Annotated in this window: 11 protein-coding genes and 1 pseudogene; 8 read left to right on the forward strand and 4 right to left on the reverse strand. The window is 50.6% G+C overall.

Translation table 11 applies throughout. The features are described 5' to 3' along the window. The first annotated feature begins 464 nt into the window (after window positions 1–464). Window positions 465–1,585, forward strand: a protein-coding gene (locus tag PVE98_RS23155) for an IS3 family transposase (RefSeq protein WP_122983664.1) whose coding sequence is annotated in 2 segments (ribosomal slippage) — window positions 465–723 and window positions 723–1,585 — 1,122 coding nt in all. Because the reading frame shifts where the segments join, the coding sequence is not laid out codon by codon here. Window positions 1,586–1,917: 332 nt separating this feature from the next. On the opposite strand, the gene PVE98_RS23160 is transcribed toward PVE98_RS23155, so the two are convergent. Further along, window positions 1,918–2,127: a hypothetical protein gene (locus PVE98_RS23160; RefSeq protein WP_159222880.1), complete on the reverse strand. Its 210-nt coding sequence runs from the start codon at window positions 2,125–2,127 to the stop codon at window positions 1,918–1,920. A gap of 517 nt (window positions 2,128–2,644) precedes the next feature. After that, window positions 2,645–3,544, reverse strand: coding sequence for a RepB family plasmid replication initiator protein (locus tag PVE98_RS23165; protein ID WP_069729966.1), 900 nt, complete (start codon window positions 3,542–3,544; stop codon window positions 2,645–2,647). Window positions 3,545–3,959: 415 nt separating this feature from the next. Here PVE98_RS23165 and PVE98_RS23170 point away from each other — a divergent pair, with 415 nt between their 5' ends. The 4 genes and pseudogenes from PVE98_RS23170 (at window position 3,960) to PVE98_RS23185 (ending at window position 7,103) form a co-directional block, all read left to right on the forward strand. Further along, window positions 3,960–4,337 carry a phage repressor protein gene (locus tag PVE98_RS23170; RefSeq protein WP_069729965.1) on the forward strand — a complete coding sequence of 126 codons (378 nt, stop codon included), beginning with the start codon at window positions 3,960–3,962 and terminating at the stop codon, window positions 4,335–4,337. 55 nt (window positions 4,338–4,392) lie between these two features. Beyond that, window positions 4,393–5,657: pseudogene (umuC, locus tag PVE98_RS23175) on the forward strand (translesion error-prone DNA polymerase V subunit UmuC). Window positions 5,658–5,770: 113 nt separating this feature from the next. Continuing rightward, window positions 5,771–6,412, forward strand: coding sequence for a hypothetical protein (locus PVE98_RS23180; protein WP_069729964.1), 642 nt, complete (start codon window positions 5,771–5,773; stop codon window positions 6,410–6,412). A gap of 19 nt (window positions 6,413–6,431) precedes the next feature. After that, entirely contained in the window at window positions 6,432–7,103 is a 672-nt protein-coding gene (locus tag PVE98_RS23185) for a hypothetical protein (RefSeq protein ID WP_159222882.1), read from the forward strand. A 173-nt stretch (window positions 7,104–7,276) separates the two neighbouring features. Here PVE98_RS23185 and PVE98_RS23190 read toward each other — a convergent pair whose 3' ends face one another. Beyond that, the gene (locus PVE98_RS23190; RefSeq protein ID WP_069729962.1) at window positions 7,277–7,942 is read right to left on the reverse strand and encodes a hypothetical protein; all 666 of its coding nucleotides are present in this window, start codon (window positions 7,940–7,942) and stop codon (window positions 7,277–7,279) included. A 31-nt stretch (window positions 7,943–7,973) separates the two neighbouring features. Further along, on the reverse strand, window positions 7,974–8,711 hold the full coding sequence (locus tag PVE98_RS23195) for a tyrosine-type recombinase/integrase (protein ID WP_069729961.1): 738 nt from the start codon (window positions 8,709–8,711) through the stop codon (window positions 7,974–7,976). A 325-nt stretch (window positions 8,712–9,036) separates the two neighbouring features. Between PVE98_RS23195 and PVE98_RS23200 the strand changes: the two genes are divergently transcribed. From PVE98_RS23200 to PVE98_RS23210, 3 genes are all read left to right on the forward strand, one after another. Beyond that, complete coding sequence (locus tag PVE98_RS23200) at window positions 9,037–10,080, forward strand: SIR2 family protein (RefSeq protein ID WP_069729960.1); 1,044 nt, start codon at window positions 9,037–9,039, stop codon at window positions 10,078–10,080. Then, complete coding sequence (locus PVE98_RS23205; RefSeq protein ID WP_159222883.1) at window positions 10,077–11,927, forward strand: ATP-binding protein; 1,851 nt, start codon at window positions 10,077–10,079, stop codon at window positions 11,925–11,927. Before PVE98_RS23200 ends, PVE98_RS23205 begins: the two co-directional genes overlap by 4 nt. 276 nt (window positions 11,928–12,203) lie before the next feature. Further along, complete coding sequence (locus tag PVE98_RS23210) at window positions 12,204–12,956, forward strand: phosphoribosyltransferase family protein (RefSeq protein WP_069729958.1); 753 nt, start codon at window positions 12,204–12,206, stop codon at window positions 12,954–12,956. Window positions 12,957–13,463: the final 507 nt, after the last annotated feature.

The following is a 13,463-nucleotide window of genomic DNA, read 5'->3' on the forward strand; positions in this document are numbered from 1 at the left end:
ACAGATAAAACAGGCCAACACTAAACTCTTTGGCTGATATGTAAATTAGTTTTATCGAAACTTATTGATATGTTTATAATATTAGAAGAGCAGCGGTTGATGCAGAAGAGATAATCTGAGCGTCAAGTCAGCATTGCCATGTACAGATTTGTGGCGAAAAGCCTCATTTTGCGCAGGGTGGAGTGAAACATCATTTCTGATAGTAAATAATACAGTAAAATCACTCATCAGCACTTAATTTAACATAAACTACGTTAAGCTAAGTTTTAATTTCCAGATAATATGCCTAGTAAATGTCCCGAGCTGACCATTGTCATAGACAGTTGCCCAGCCCGAAACTGTTAAAAATGACCGCGGTAAATTACCTCAAGAGCACGCCTTGAATAAGTCATGTGACCTGCTCCCCGTTGATTAATACACCGCGATGTTAGTAATGTCTTCATCAGTCACATGAGGACATCCCCATGAAGAAGCGATTTTCCGACGAACAGATCATCAGTATTCTCCGCGAGGCCGAAGCCGGGGTTTCAGCCCGGGAACTCTGCCGCAAGCATGCTATTTCTGACGCTACCTTTTACACCTGGCGCAAGAAGTTCGGCGGCATGGAAGTTCCCGAAGTGAAGCGGCTCAAGTCACTTGAAGAGGAGAACGCCCGCCTCAAGAAGCTGCTCGCTGAAGCCATGCTGGATAAGGAGGCGCTTCAGGTGGCTCTTGGCCGAAAGTTCTGACGAAAGACCAGAAGCGGGAAGCCGTGGAAGTCATGTGTGAAGCCGCAGGTCTGTCGCAACGTCGTGCCTGCAGGCTGGCAGGTCTGTCCCTGTCGACCTGCCGCCATTCGGCTCAGCGTCCGGCTGCTGACGCGCAGCTGTTTCTACGTATCACAGAGCTGGCACTTGAGCGCCGCCGCTTTGGTTACCGGCGCATCTGGCAGCTACTGCGGCGGGAGGGCCTTCACGTCAACCACAAGCGGGTATACCGCATCTATCATCTCAACGGCCTGAGTGTAAAGCGCAGGCGACGCCGCAAGGGGCTGGCGACTGAGCGGCTTCCGCTTCTTCGCCCGAATGCGCCGAACCTGACATGGTCGATGGATTTTGTCATGGATGCACTTGCCAGCGGCCACAGGATTAAGTGCCTGACCTGCGTGGATGATTTCACGAAGGAGTGTCTGACGATCACCACGGCATTCGGAATTACAGGCGTTCAGTTGACACGCATTCTGGACGGCATTGCGCTGTTTCGTGGCTATCCTGCAACGATAAGAACCGATCAAGGCCCGGAATTTACCTGCCGTGCGCTCGATCAATGGGCCTTTGAACATGGTGTTGAGTTGCGCTTAATCCAGCCGGGCAAGCCAACGCAGAACGGATTTATTGAGAGTTTCAATGGTCGATTTCGGGATGAATGCCTGAATGAGCACTGGTTCAGCGATATTCTACATGCCCGGGAAATAATTAATGACTGGCGGCAGGATTATAACGAATGTCGACCACATTCATCGCTGAATTACCTAACGCCGGCTGAATTTGCAGCGTGCTGGCGAAACGGGAAATATGAAGAAAAACCAACTGACATTACTAACTGAAGGTTGTATCTAATCCTGGGGGCTGGTCAGCTGCGTTAAAAGCATCGTAGAGGCAAAATCGGGGATACCCCTTTTATGACGTTGTTAATATTTCTTGTTAAGTAACTAATAACACCCTGCCGCTACTCTCAGCAGGATCCGGAAAAAAGCATTCTAAGAGGTCCAGCATTCAAATCTTTGACCAGCTGAATAAATTTATTCAGCTGGATCCCCTGACCTTCGCGAAAGTCAAACGCATATGTACAACCCCTCATTGACAAAACACGGTACAGTTCATAAATAAGTTCGCGGTTCGGGCCTTTGCCAGCAGCGGCCTTCTCAAGGGCCAGACGTTATGAAGTAACCAGAACAACATGACAGGGTTCATTCAGTTGCAAGACGCCGTCGATCAACCCCTGCACTAAGCTGCGTTTTGAGGTGGTATCCTGATAGTGAAACGTCATCGGCGTTTTCACATTATCCCGCTCTATCAGCACGTGAGCCAGACCCACGCGCTTCTGTTCGTTGCAACTGCACGTTGCATAGATATGTACTGTTTTCATTAAGTTTCGTCACAGGCCCTGTCTCAGGGTTTTCAGTAGGGCAAACTTCACAGCTCAGCAGCATCAGATGTTTATAAACAGGAAAACGCCAAAATCTAAAAATGTTTGTAAACGGGAACGAGCACCAAACGGGTGTTTGTAAACCGGACAAGCTCATATCAGCGTCACTTACTGCAGGTGTGACACAGCTATCATCCCTGAAATGTTTATAAACTGGCAAAGCATTTATCCCAGACAGACAGAGCGACTCACCGAGCATGTTTCTGTCCGGTTTATAAACATATTTGCCTGGTTAAGCCGAAACAGGCTCTATTCATCCCGTTTATAAACATAAAAGTACCCGAGTAAGCAGACAGACAGTAAGGCTCAGGCCCTCTTCACCAGTATACAACCACAAAAACTCGCGCCGGGTTGATTGCCGGACAGTTTACCCAGTTTATAAACATACCTGCCTGCTTAGCCCAAGCCATCATCAACCAGAGTTTTCCCGTTTATAAACACATTTTCTGGAGGTGCGTTATTGAGTGAAATCAGATAAAAAATCAATATCTTCGATTCCCTTACAGCGTGAGTTACGACTGTGAATGTTCAGATACCATTCCTTGCCTTTTTTGATGACGGATCCGTCGAGATAGCCCGTTAACTGCAAATCTTCAATAGCCTTCTTAATGGTTCGATTTTGCTGCGCATCCGCTGAGGTAAGCAACAAACGCTTCTTGATGCGGGTAAACGAAAGCGGAAGTGGTTTTTGCGGCAGACTTTCAATGAAAGTGTAGAGCGCCTGAGCAGATCCTTTGTTTGCAAGACGTCTTAGCACGATCATTTGCAGTAAGACCTGGTTATCGATGCGATAAAGTTCCCAGAGCGATTCATCAGCCTGCAACTTTATCGTGTCGGCCTCAATATCGTATTGCCCACGCTGAAGAAGGCCTGTGACGGTATGTTTACTCTTGTTCTTGGAGGAAAGGCTGATCGTAGTTCCACGTAAGCGGGTCAGGGATTCTGAGATTCGGGTACGCAGAACCGTTGTTTTTTCTTTATCGGGATAACCGGCAAAGGAAGCGAACTGCGTGAAGGGCAACTCGATAGAGTTCGTGGTTTCTCCATACCGACTGAAGGAGACGATGATAGCAACCCACACTTTGAAATCCGTCTCCATCGATAAGCGCGGGCCGGAAATTCGAATATCGGAATAACCCTCAGCCTGTGCTAATTCCAGCTCAGCAAGCTCTTTGGACGCATCTATGGTAATACTTTCGACATTGGCACCCTTACGCTTGAGAGTGGGCACAAAAAGTCCGAGGCGCATAAGTGCAACGGGCTGAACCGTACTGCTACTGGTTGGGGTTAACTTTTTGCCACTGGTACTTACACTTAAGACATCCGTAAGGTGTAATACCTTGTTTTTACTATGCATATAAGAATTTACCCACAGGTGATAAGCCTGAAAAAGTGGCTGAAGCGGATATCCCGTTTACAAACATTTATCTTCCCGTTTATAAACACACTTTCCCCGTAAGTAAACATTTTTATCCGGTTTACAAACATGTTTTCCCCGTTTATAAACATCAGATCGCCTCAGCAGGCCTTATCTGGCAAGGGATCAATGGATCCTGGATCTTTTAGGTTCTGTAAGGATCTGAATGGATAAATAATTGGATCTGTCCTGTGGAAATGTGGATAAGTCATTGAGCCGTTTCAGATATGCGTTAAAAAACCGCTAACGCGCCTGCGGCTTGTTCAACTGCAAGGGGATCCACAAAGGATTTGTGGATCCCCTTGCAGTTACTGTAAAAAACCTGACTCATATATCGTCTGTACGGGAGCTGCACATGGCATTTCAAAATCCTGCACAAAACTTTGCAGAGCGACGGCTCAGTCTGGGTGATCTGGTCACACTGTCGCCTCACTCAACCTTTCTTATGCGTAGCGACAGTAATTACCCTGAAGCTGGCATTTTACAGGGGTCAGTCCTTGCCGTTGATCGTTCACTCACACCTCAGCACAGGCACATCATTGTTGCAGAGCTCAACGGAGAGCTGGTGCTTCGCAGGCTGCTTATAAATCCGGTTCCAGCTCTCCAGGAGCTGAGAGGCGATGAAACCATTACCCTGCTCGACGAAGGTCAGGAACTGCCTGTCTGGGGCGTTGTGGCCTACACGCTGACCGATATTGCCGGGCAGGGCTTCACTCATCCAGTCAGTGACTAACTAAAACTTCGCCGTACATAAGCTGTAATGAGCAACCCTTAGCTGGAGACGAGACATGTTTGCACTCGCTGACGCCAACAACTTTTATGCGTCCTGCGAAACGGTATTCAGGCCAGATCTACGTGGAAAACCCATTTGCGTTGTATCAAACAATGACGGCTGCGTGATTGCCCGCTCGGCTGAAGCCAAACGGATGGGCATCAAAATGGGCGCCCCGCTTTTTAAAAACGAGCGCTACTTTCGGGACAATGGCGTTTACACCTTCAGCTCTAATTACGCGCTGTATGGCGATATGTCTGCAAGAATGATGGCGATCCTGAGCGAAATGGCACCCGGACAGGAAATTTATTCGATCGATGAATCTTTTCTGGATGTAAGCGGAGTAGCAGCCTGTTTACCCCTTGAAGAATTTGGCCGCCAGATGCGTGACCGGGTCAGGAAGGAGCTCGGACTGATCATCGGTGTAGGGTTCGGTTCGGCCCTTCCAAAACGCTGGCCAAGCTGGCTAACTTTGCCGCTAAAAAGTGGACCCGGACAAACGGCATTGTCGACCTCTCCAGCCCTGACCGGCAGCGCCGGCTGCTGGCCCTGGTAAGGGTGGATGATATCTGGGGGATCGGCGGCAGGCTCAGCAGGCGGCTCCATGCAATGGGTATCAGTACGGCGCTACAGCTGGCTGACAGTAATATCAGCACGATCCGGAAAAGTTTTGACGTAATCGTGGAGCGTACCGTTCGCGAACTCAACGGCGAATCCTGTCTGGCCCTAGAAGACGCGCCGGCGTCAAAACAGCAGATTGTGGTGAGCCGCAGCTTTGGTGAGCGGGTAACCTGCATTGAAGATTTGCAGCAGGCCATTGTCACGTACGCCACTCGCGCAACGGAGAAACTGCATGAGCAGGGATCCAAATGCCGGCACATCAGTGTGTCGGTCGCAACCGGCCGATACGGAAATGAGCCTCAGTATGCTAATGCGGCATCAATGACCTGTGAATATCCTACCAGTGACACGCGGGATATCATCGGCTTTGCCCTGCGGGCTCTTGAAAGCCTGTGGCGCGACGGTTACCGGTATGCCAAGGCGGGCGTCACTCTGGGAGACTTTTATCAGTCAGGGGTGGCGCAGCTTGATATGTTCAGCCAGCAGCTGCCGCGCGCGAACGCTGATGCGCTGATGTCAGCCGTGGACCGCATTAACCGGTCCGGGCTGGGTAAGGTCTGGTTCGCCGGACAGGGCACGGAAAATGCCTGGCAGATGAAACGTGGAATGCTGTCACCGCGATATACAACCTGCCTCTCTGAGATCCTGACAGTGAAATAACGCCAGGTTACAGGTAATTCATGCAGCAGATAAACGACTCCTGTCAGTACGTACGAAGAGCAATGCCGCGGCGCGAATTGCTTTAAAACCGTTTTTAAGGGAAGAGGCCGGCCGTGTCCGGCATAATTTACGGCACGAAAGCAGCATCCGAGGTATTAACTCCTGTGGAATATCTGAAACTTTTCACCACGCTTTACTCTGCTGCCGGCAAACTAGTCGGCAGCCTGCTTACTCGCAAACAGCTGCGACGGCACCAGGCTGAGGCGGCCTCACGGCTGGCCAGCCTTCTGAACAGGTACGTGACAGATTGCTATGCCGCGGCAGCAGATAACGGCTATCCCGACTATATGGATCCTGCCAGATATGATTACCGGGAGCGAAGCCATCAGTGCCCGGATCCCACGCTCGCGTTACCGGAAATCCGGGACTGGGAGCTGTTGCCTCTTGTCGTTACTGACGGGGCACGCGCCATCGAAAATCAGCAGAATGATATCCCCGGGTTACTGAGAGACGCACGGGAAACCGATGACGGTTCGGGCAATCAGTATTTTGCAGAGCGTCAGCGCATATTTGCCCGACTGGGGTTTCAGGCATCAGCTCTCAGCCGCATGCTTCGCAATGCATACCACCTGACACCGCCCACCATGACACATCGGGAGCGGGAAACCTTTCTTGAGTCACAGGTGAAATATCACGACGGTTACAGCGTGAAGCTGCGTATCATTGAGCGGCGCATCGCGCGACAGCAACAGTAAAAGCCTGAAAGGACAGCAAATGGAGTTTAAAGACGTATTAACGCCGCTGGTCACGCTTGCCGGCGTCTGGCTGGCTGCACGGTTTACCCTGCGCAACGAGGTGCAGAAAAAAGCGCTGGAAATTCGCACCGCCAGGCTTGAGAGCATTGCCGCCGACTGCAGCGATGCGCTGACCGGGCTTCGCAATTATGCAGGCTCTGCTATGCATATCATTGAGATGGCGTTCAGGATGAAGGGCGAGCAGATCGGTCCGGGTACAACGCTCGCTGAGCTGCGTATTTCCGTAGAAGAGCTGGGCAACCATGTGTCGGTAACGGAAGGGAGTAACCGGGCGCTCGACACCGCGAAAATTCGCCACTGTCGGCATCTGCTGGCCTTTCATCGTCCCACTGAAGGCACACGCTGGGATGAGACCGTTTCTCCCCTGCTGGATACCTTCAACGACTTTCTGATGATCACGATGCCTGGTGAGCCTGTGCGCGATATGAAAAACGTTATGCGCAGCGCAGAGTATGAACTTGCTTTCCGGCAAACCCTTTATGAGCAGCTGCTTGAAGTAAAGCAGTTTCAGAAAGAGCTGACGGCCAGCCTGTCAGAGGAGTTCATCTCCCTGACGCAGCCTGTCCCGGTAAGTGCGGCGGAAAGGCTGCGCCGCTGGCGGCAATATTTACTGCCAGATCGCTTTCGCTGAGGCGTGCTGCGTCTTACTGAATATGCCGGCCTCAGTTGTCAAAATACCTGATGCAGCAGCCGTAGCGCATAACGCATAAGTAGAAAGGCAGAAATTAAGCGTGACGGCGTCACCTCCTGCCATAAAGCGGATATGACGCAGGATACCTGTAGTGCCCTGCGCACCGCGCGGCGTCAGGCCGCCGCCTGCTCCTCATCATTTGCTGTCGGCAGCTGACTGTTGAAGACCGCCAGCTGCGCTTCCATCCGACGCGTCATGCCCGGCAGGGGAACCAGCGTCAGCATCAGCCACGGCAGCCATATAAAGCCGGTCATCAGAAGCATGAGCAGCATCGCCCGCCCCGTGCTCAGCCCGTGAAAGATAATGATCCCCGCCGCAATCAGCAGCGTGGTGCTGATGAATACGTTCAGACCAGACAAGCAGAGGCAAATCATATACCAGGTACGGTTGAAGTGAATTTTACCTTCCCGTTCACTGAGCCAGGTGCGCCAGAGCGACAGGTAGCTGGCCCGCACGTTGTAGCGTTCGGCAAACAGCACGGCCAGATCCTGCAGGCGATGGTTAAAAAGCCGGGTGAGCTTCCAGAGGCTGCGCTGGCGAAGTTCACGCTCAATCAGCGCACGGGTTTCCCTGTTGAGATACTCCTGCGTCAGCATGTGCTCAAGCCGGCGTTTTTCACTGTTTATCACGCTGCGAGCAATGCCCGCAGGATCGGCCCGGACGAGCCAGCTGTGCACGACCAGCACACACATTCCAAACAGTATCGCCGGCATGATGAGCCAGCCGGGCGTACCGTTTTTTGTGAACCATTCAAACGCCTGCGTCAGGATAGCATCCATCCTGTTTCCTCCTTTTTATCAAATGTCCTTGTCAGCCGGGCGGCAGGCTTCTCAGCACCGCGGCCGCCTCGGCGCCCTCCCCGCTGAACGACACGGCAAGCGTCGCCGCCACGTCGAGCGCAAACACTCTTGTATACACCTCGATCGAGCGCGCGTCCTTGTGCCCCGCCAGCGCCTGGATGACCTTGAGCGGCTGGCGGTGGTAAAGCAGGTGCATCACCCAGGAGTGCCGGAAGGTGTGCGGGGTCACCGGGATCGAGAAAAACACCCCGTCCTCGTTGGCCCGCCTGACCGCGGCCTTCAGCCAGTTGCGCATGGTCTCGTCGGTCGCGCTCCAGAGCGGTTCGCGCCGCTTCGGCCGCTCGGTGGCAAGCCAGCTCTCCACCTGGCGCACGTAGCCCGGATCCGTGAGGGGCACCAGGCGCACCGCGTCCTTGGGCGGGCGCCCGCGCCGGCTGCGCACCTTTTCCGACAGGATCCGCACGAACGGCCTGGGGCCGTCCAGCACAAACGACTCGGGGGTCAGGCTGCAGGCCTCCCCGATGCGCGCCCCGGTGTTCCAGAGGGTGCTGAACAGAAAGTGGTGCTTTCTGTCGGGCATATAGTGCAGCAGCGCGTTGACCTCGGGGGCCAGTAAATAGAACGGCGTGGCCCCGTTCGCCGTGGCCATGCGCCGCAGCGCCACCGCGGTTGCAAAATCCGCGCCCGGGGCGAAGGCGAGCGCGGTGACACGTTCTGGTGAATTCTGCAGGGAAAGCGTGCTGTTCATGGGGAATTTTTCACGTAGCGTTGTCTGGGCATTTATGCGGCTATTTTCCCGCAGCGGGGCGGCGGGAGCCAGATCAATAAATCGCGCAGAAAGGATCCGAAATTTGGTTTTACCCGCAATATAGAGGCTTATCCAAACCCCGTGAAGGATCCTTTTTTCCCTAAAAATCCCGTCAGGCCTTGTGGCGCAAGGCCTGCGGCCCGGATCTGCATGTTTGGTATAATTGGGGTAATGCCAGGCAGCTGAAGAAGTGATGTCAAAGTGTTCAGCGCAGCGTTAAGATGAAGCGATACAGATTAATCCTAATTCATCAGGGACGGGTCAGATGGCAGTCAAGCGCGCCTATTACGGCAATGATAACGACCGGGACTACTTCGAGAGGGTCTTCCAGTCAGCCAACATCAACTTTCTTATCGGCTCAGGGGCATCACTCCCGGCTATTTCAGTGCTAGGAAATATTGAAAATGAGTTGCAGGATCTCATTAATAAGGATGATGAAGAAAGCTATTTTAATAAAGCTGCGGAATTTTTAGGTACCGTATGGCGTCCACATGAATACCTGCTTGGAAAAAAGGGAAAAGTGCTACTCACTCCAGAATTTGAAGAAAATGTCATTAAGACTCAGGGAAATTATGACAGTTTTATTTCTTCGCTGGAGAGAATTTTAACCCGCAGGCGCACAGGGCTTTTGCCAAAGCGTATTAATATATTCACTACTAACTATGATCTGTTCATCGAAGACGCCTCCATAAGGAACAGCAATATTGTTCTGAACGATGGTTTCAGCAAGCGGGCAGACTTATGGGGGTATTCCTCATTTGATCCAGGTAGCTTTTATCATACGATAAGTGCAACGGGAAATTTATATAATTACAAGGTAGAACTCCCTACAATTAATCTTATTAAAATGCATGGCTCTTTATCGTGGCTAAATGAAAAAAACAAAATAATATATGAATTCCCGTCTTTTGAACCCAAAGAATTCAAAAATTCCGAAGTAAAAAGAGCATGGGTGCTTTCTCACAAGTTAATTCTCCCCCGGAAAGAGAAGTTTAAAGAAACGCTGCTGCAGAACGTTTATTACGATTTGCTGAGGACCTATTCTAATGAGCTTGATAAAGAAGCTACCCTGCTGGTTGTTTTTGGTTTTTCCTTTGCGGATGAACACCTTGAAACACTGACCAAAAAGGCCCTGCGTAATGCTACTTTGAAGTTGATGATATTTGCATACAACGAAGTCAGTGCTGAAGGTTTCATGGAAAAATTTCGTGATTATTCCAACGTTGAGGTTGTTTATCGTCCGGGGGGAAACGTTGACTTTCCAGTCATGAATAACATTATCACGTGCTATCTGGGAGGCGCGAGATGAGCGGGCATTTTACTGATGAGGAAGCGGTACTGCGGGTCGGTGAAGTCTGCGAGGTATCCGGACGCGCGGTTACTGTTCTTGTCGATAAAAACAAGAACCTCAGCGACCTGTTTTATCAGGGGAAAGTCCTGAGAAACGTCTCGGTGGGCAGCTTCATTGAAATAAAAAAAGGATTCATGAGCCTGATTGGTAAAGTAGAAGCCGAGCGGGTGATTGAAGAAAAGCATCCTTCTGGAAGCGGCAGCGATGCCTGGCGTTACCGGCGTTATCTCACGGCAACTCTGACCGGGTATATCGATCGGGGAGGAACGTTCACAGGTGGGGCCCGTGAGCTTCCCCTTATCGGCAACGAGGCCTTTGTAGTAACTGAAGACATGATACAAACCGTTCATCAGATAGCTCGCGCAGACGAAGCGGTTATGACGTTCACCCGTACGGACCTTGAAAACATTGAGATTGCGCTGCCGGTTAATGGGCTGATCAACTCGCATATTGCGATTTTCGGCAACACCGGCAGCGGGAAATCCAATACGCTGGCCGCGCTTTATAAGGCCGGAACTACCCAGATAAAACTCATGCTCGGCGACCGCTATAAGGAAAGGTCTAGGTTTATCCTGTTTGACTTTAACGGGGAATATACCGCCCCGGACTGTATTACTGACGAGAAAACAGTTTATAACCTGAACACGCATCATGTACACGGCGATAAACTTCCACTCCCCCGGGAAGTTTTGCTTGAGCATGACATGCTCTCCGTTCTGACCGATGCCACGGATAAAACGCAGAAGCCGTTCCTTAAGCGCGTACTGGAATTTCAGGCAGAAGTCATGGGCAGTGCAGATCCGCGACAATTCATGCGAAACATGCTAAAGAAAAAAATAAAGCATAACCTGTTCAGCGGCGACAAAATTAAAAGTGAATCGATAAACGCGATGTTTAGTCCCATTTTCCGTGACGACCCCGAATTATATTCAGATCTTGAGTTTCATTCGTTAGGGCTCAAATGGAAGATCAGAAATGAAAAGCATTACTTTAGTTCTGAAGTAGATGTTGAACGAGCATATATTTACAGGTTGGCCTGCGAATTTGAATTTAAAGCGGATATGATAGAATGTCTGCTTGACTTCATGTGGCTCAGGCTCATCTATGAATTTTTCTCAAATAAGTCTAATCCCGAACACCTGTCTCCGGTCATCAACAGAATGAACACTAACCGGAAAGATATAGAAAAAATTTTTGATACGTCCGGGCAGAATGATTTCTGGAATGGAAAGAATTTTACGGTGGTTAACCTCAACATGGTGAATATCACCATGAAAAAGACGCTTCCACTTCTGATAGCGAAGTGGGCTTATAATATGAAGAAGCTGTCTGATGTTCCATCGACGCTGCATCTGATTATCGATGAAGCACACAATATTCTTTCTAATATTTCTTTTCGGGAAACAGAAAGCTGGAAGGATTATCGGCTTGAAACCTTTGAAGAAATCATAAAAGAGGGTCGTAAGTTTGGCGTTTTTATCACGATTTCCAGCCAGCGCCCAAATGATATATCTTCAACCATCATTTCACAGGCGCATAACTACTTTATTCACCGCCTGATCAACCAGAACGACCTTTATGCCATCGAAAAGTCCGTCTCTTACATAGACAGACTAACTGAAGAGTCCATCCCTACGCTTTCTACAGGAACCTGTATATTCAGTGGCATCGTCAGCCCTATGCCGTTGAAACTTCGGATAGCCGAACTTCCGCCAGAGCAGAAACCCAGAAGTCATACCATTTCCTTTAAGGATTTGATGGAGCCTAGACCTGAGGCGGATAACGCTGGGGAACCAGAATTCTAACAGCTGAACAGGTGATCCCGCGCTGACAGGTTTTGCGAAAAAGCACTCACGGCGCGACGGATGTTATATTCCGATCCCAGCGCGATTGTCTGCGGTAAGTTATCTTTCCCGGGCGGCTGTAGTGGAAATCAGGGACGGGGACGCTTCTCTGTAATGATGCACTCACACGCTGATGGTCGCAAAAGCGGCAGTGGGTTGCACAGACACATGAAATTCAGTTAAAACGGGCGCTATTTATATAATCATTGTGGGCATCATCAGGACGGGAACGGGACAGTGGGATTAGTCATTCATGGAACACACGTAGTTGTTGATCATGCCTGCAAAGACTGGCTTGTGACGGAACCGACAGGTAATCCTACCGAAGAATGGGTGGGGGAACTGAGGATCTGGTCCGTATTCAGAAGACGACTGGCTTCTGCGAAGCTCCAGCGCGATCGCCGGCTGAAAATGCTGGGTGATAACTGCCCTATTATTTATGCTCTCAAAGGTAAGCAGGGATTAACGACCGATCTTGCCAGCATTCTGCGCCTCAGCAGGAGCTTTGACGTTATTCTTGACGACATTGTGAGTCGGGACACAGAGGGTTACGACGCGGTGATCTCTATGCCTTCTTCACATCCCCTCAGTGCAATGGTGGCAACGCGATTTGCGCGTAAGTTTTCAGCTCCACATCTGAGAAACGTCTTCTGTAAAATTACGGTGGAGGAAGCACTCACTATGCTGGACAGAGCTGACATTGATGTGGCGGATCATAAACGTCTCGCTTTCAGGGTTGGTAAGCAGTTGCAGTCCGCAGGTTTTAACGGTGCATTTTCCATGAAAGATATACCCGTCGGGTTCCGGCACATTTTTACTCCGCTTAAAATCAGTACGGGTGCGTTAACCATAAATGCATCGCGCGTACTGCTTGTTGATGACCTCCTGGCGACAGGCACAACCATGATCACGGCTGCTGATTTGATCCGTCAGGCTAATCCCCACGCAAGTGTCTGTGGAGCCTGTCTGTTTAGCTCTGCCGGGCGCTGAATAAAGGGTTGCTCAAAAAAGAGCAAGGGCGTATATTTATACAAAGAGTGTGTTTGAGGCCCCTCGCTCTTTAAATCCAGATGGGTCCCGCGTAGGCACCCGCAGAGGTCGGTTCGTAAAGAACAAGTATCTGCAGATTAGGCAGCGGCTAATCCTTCAGTGATACATACGTGTACCCTGTCGTAATGAAGGGAGAGCTTTTGCTCTCCCTTCTGCATTCTGAACGTTCCTCTTCGGCAGATGCCTGCTTCTCACTCACTTTGTGTCTTTCCCTGTAACAGCCCAATTTTTCTGTTTCCTGCCTTCCTGTCGGCATGACGCCATGGAAACCCTTTTTTGCGGAATCTGAATCTTATGTGACATTAAGTCGTTCACAGGTCTTGCGCTGCAAGAATGGCATGTATGGGGGGTAGTGCCGCGGGGGCTTTCTTTCATCTGCGCCCGCCTGGCTTCAGTGCGCCTGAATGACCGCTGCTTCAACGACGTCTGCCAAGCCGTGGGGACGGG

The organism is Pantoea sp. GABEPS69, from assembly GCF_045780835.1.
Lineage (GTDB): Bacteria > Pseudomonadota > Gammaproteobacteria > Enterobacterales > Enterobacteriaceae > Pantoea > Pantoea septica.

Bases quoted from the DNA above. Each gene is read 5' to 3' on its own strand.
- PVE98_RS23160 (WP_159222880.1), bottom strand. From the start codon at position 2,127: ATGAAAACAGTACATATCTATGCAACGTGCAGTTGCAACGAACAGAAG.
- PVE98_RS23165 (WP_069729966.1), bottom strand. From the start codon at position 3,544: ATGCATAGTAAAAACAAGGTATTACACCTTACGGATGTCTTAAGTGTA.
- PVE98_RS23170 (WP_069729965.1), top strand. From the start codon at position 3,960: ATGGCATTTCAAAATCCTGCACAAAACTTTGCAGAGCGACGGCTCAGT.
- PVE98_RS23185 (WP_159222882.1), top strand. From the start codon at position 6,432: ATGGAGTTTAAAGACGTATTAACGCCGCTGGTCACGCTTGCCGGCGTC.
- PVE98_RS23190 (WP_069729962.1), bottom strand. From the start codon at position 7,942: ATGGATGCTATCCTGACGCAGGCGTTTGAATGGTTCACAAAAAACGGT.
- PVE98_RS23195 (WP_069729961.1), bottom strand. From the start codon at position 8,711: ATGAACAGCACGCTTTCCCTGCAGAATTCACCAGAACGTGTCACCGCG.
- PVE98_RS23200 (WP_069729960.1), top strand. From the start codon at position 9,037: ATGGCAGTCAAGCGCGCCTATTACGGCAATGATAACGACCGGGACTAC.
- PVE98_RS23205 (WP_159222883.1), top strand. From the start codon at position 10,077: ATGAGCGGGCATTTTACTGATGAGGAAGCGGTACTGCGGGTCGGTGAA.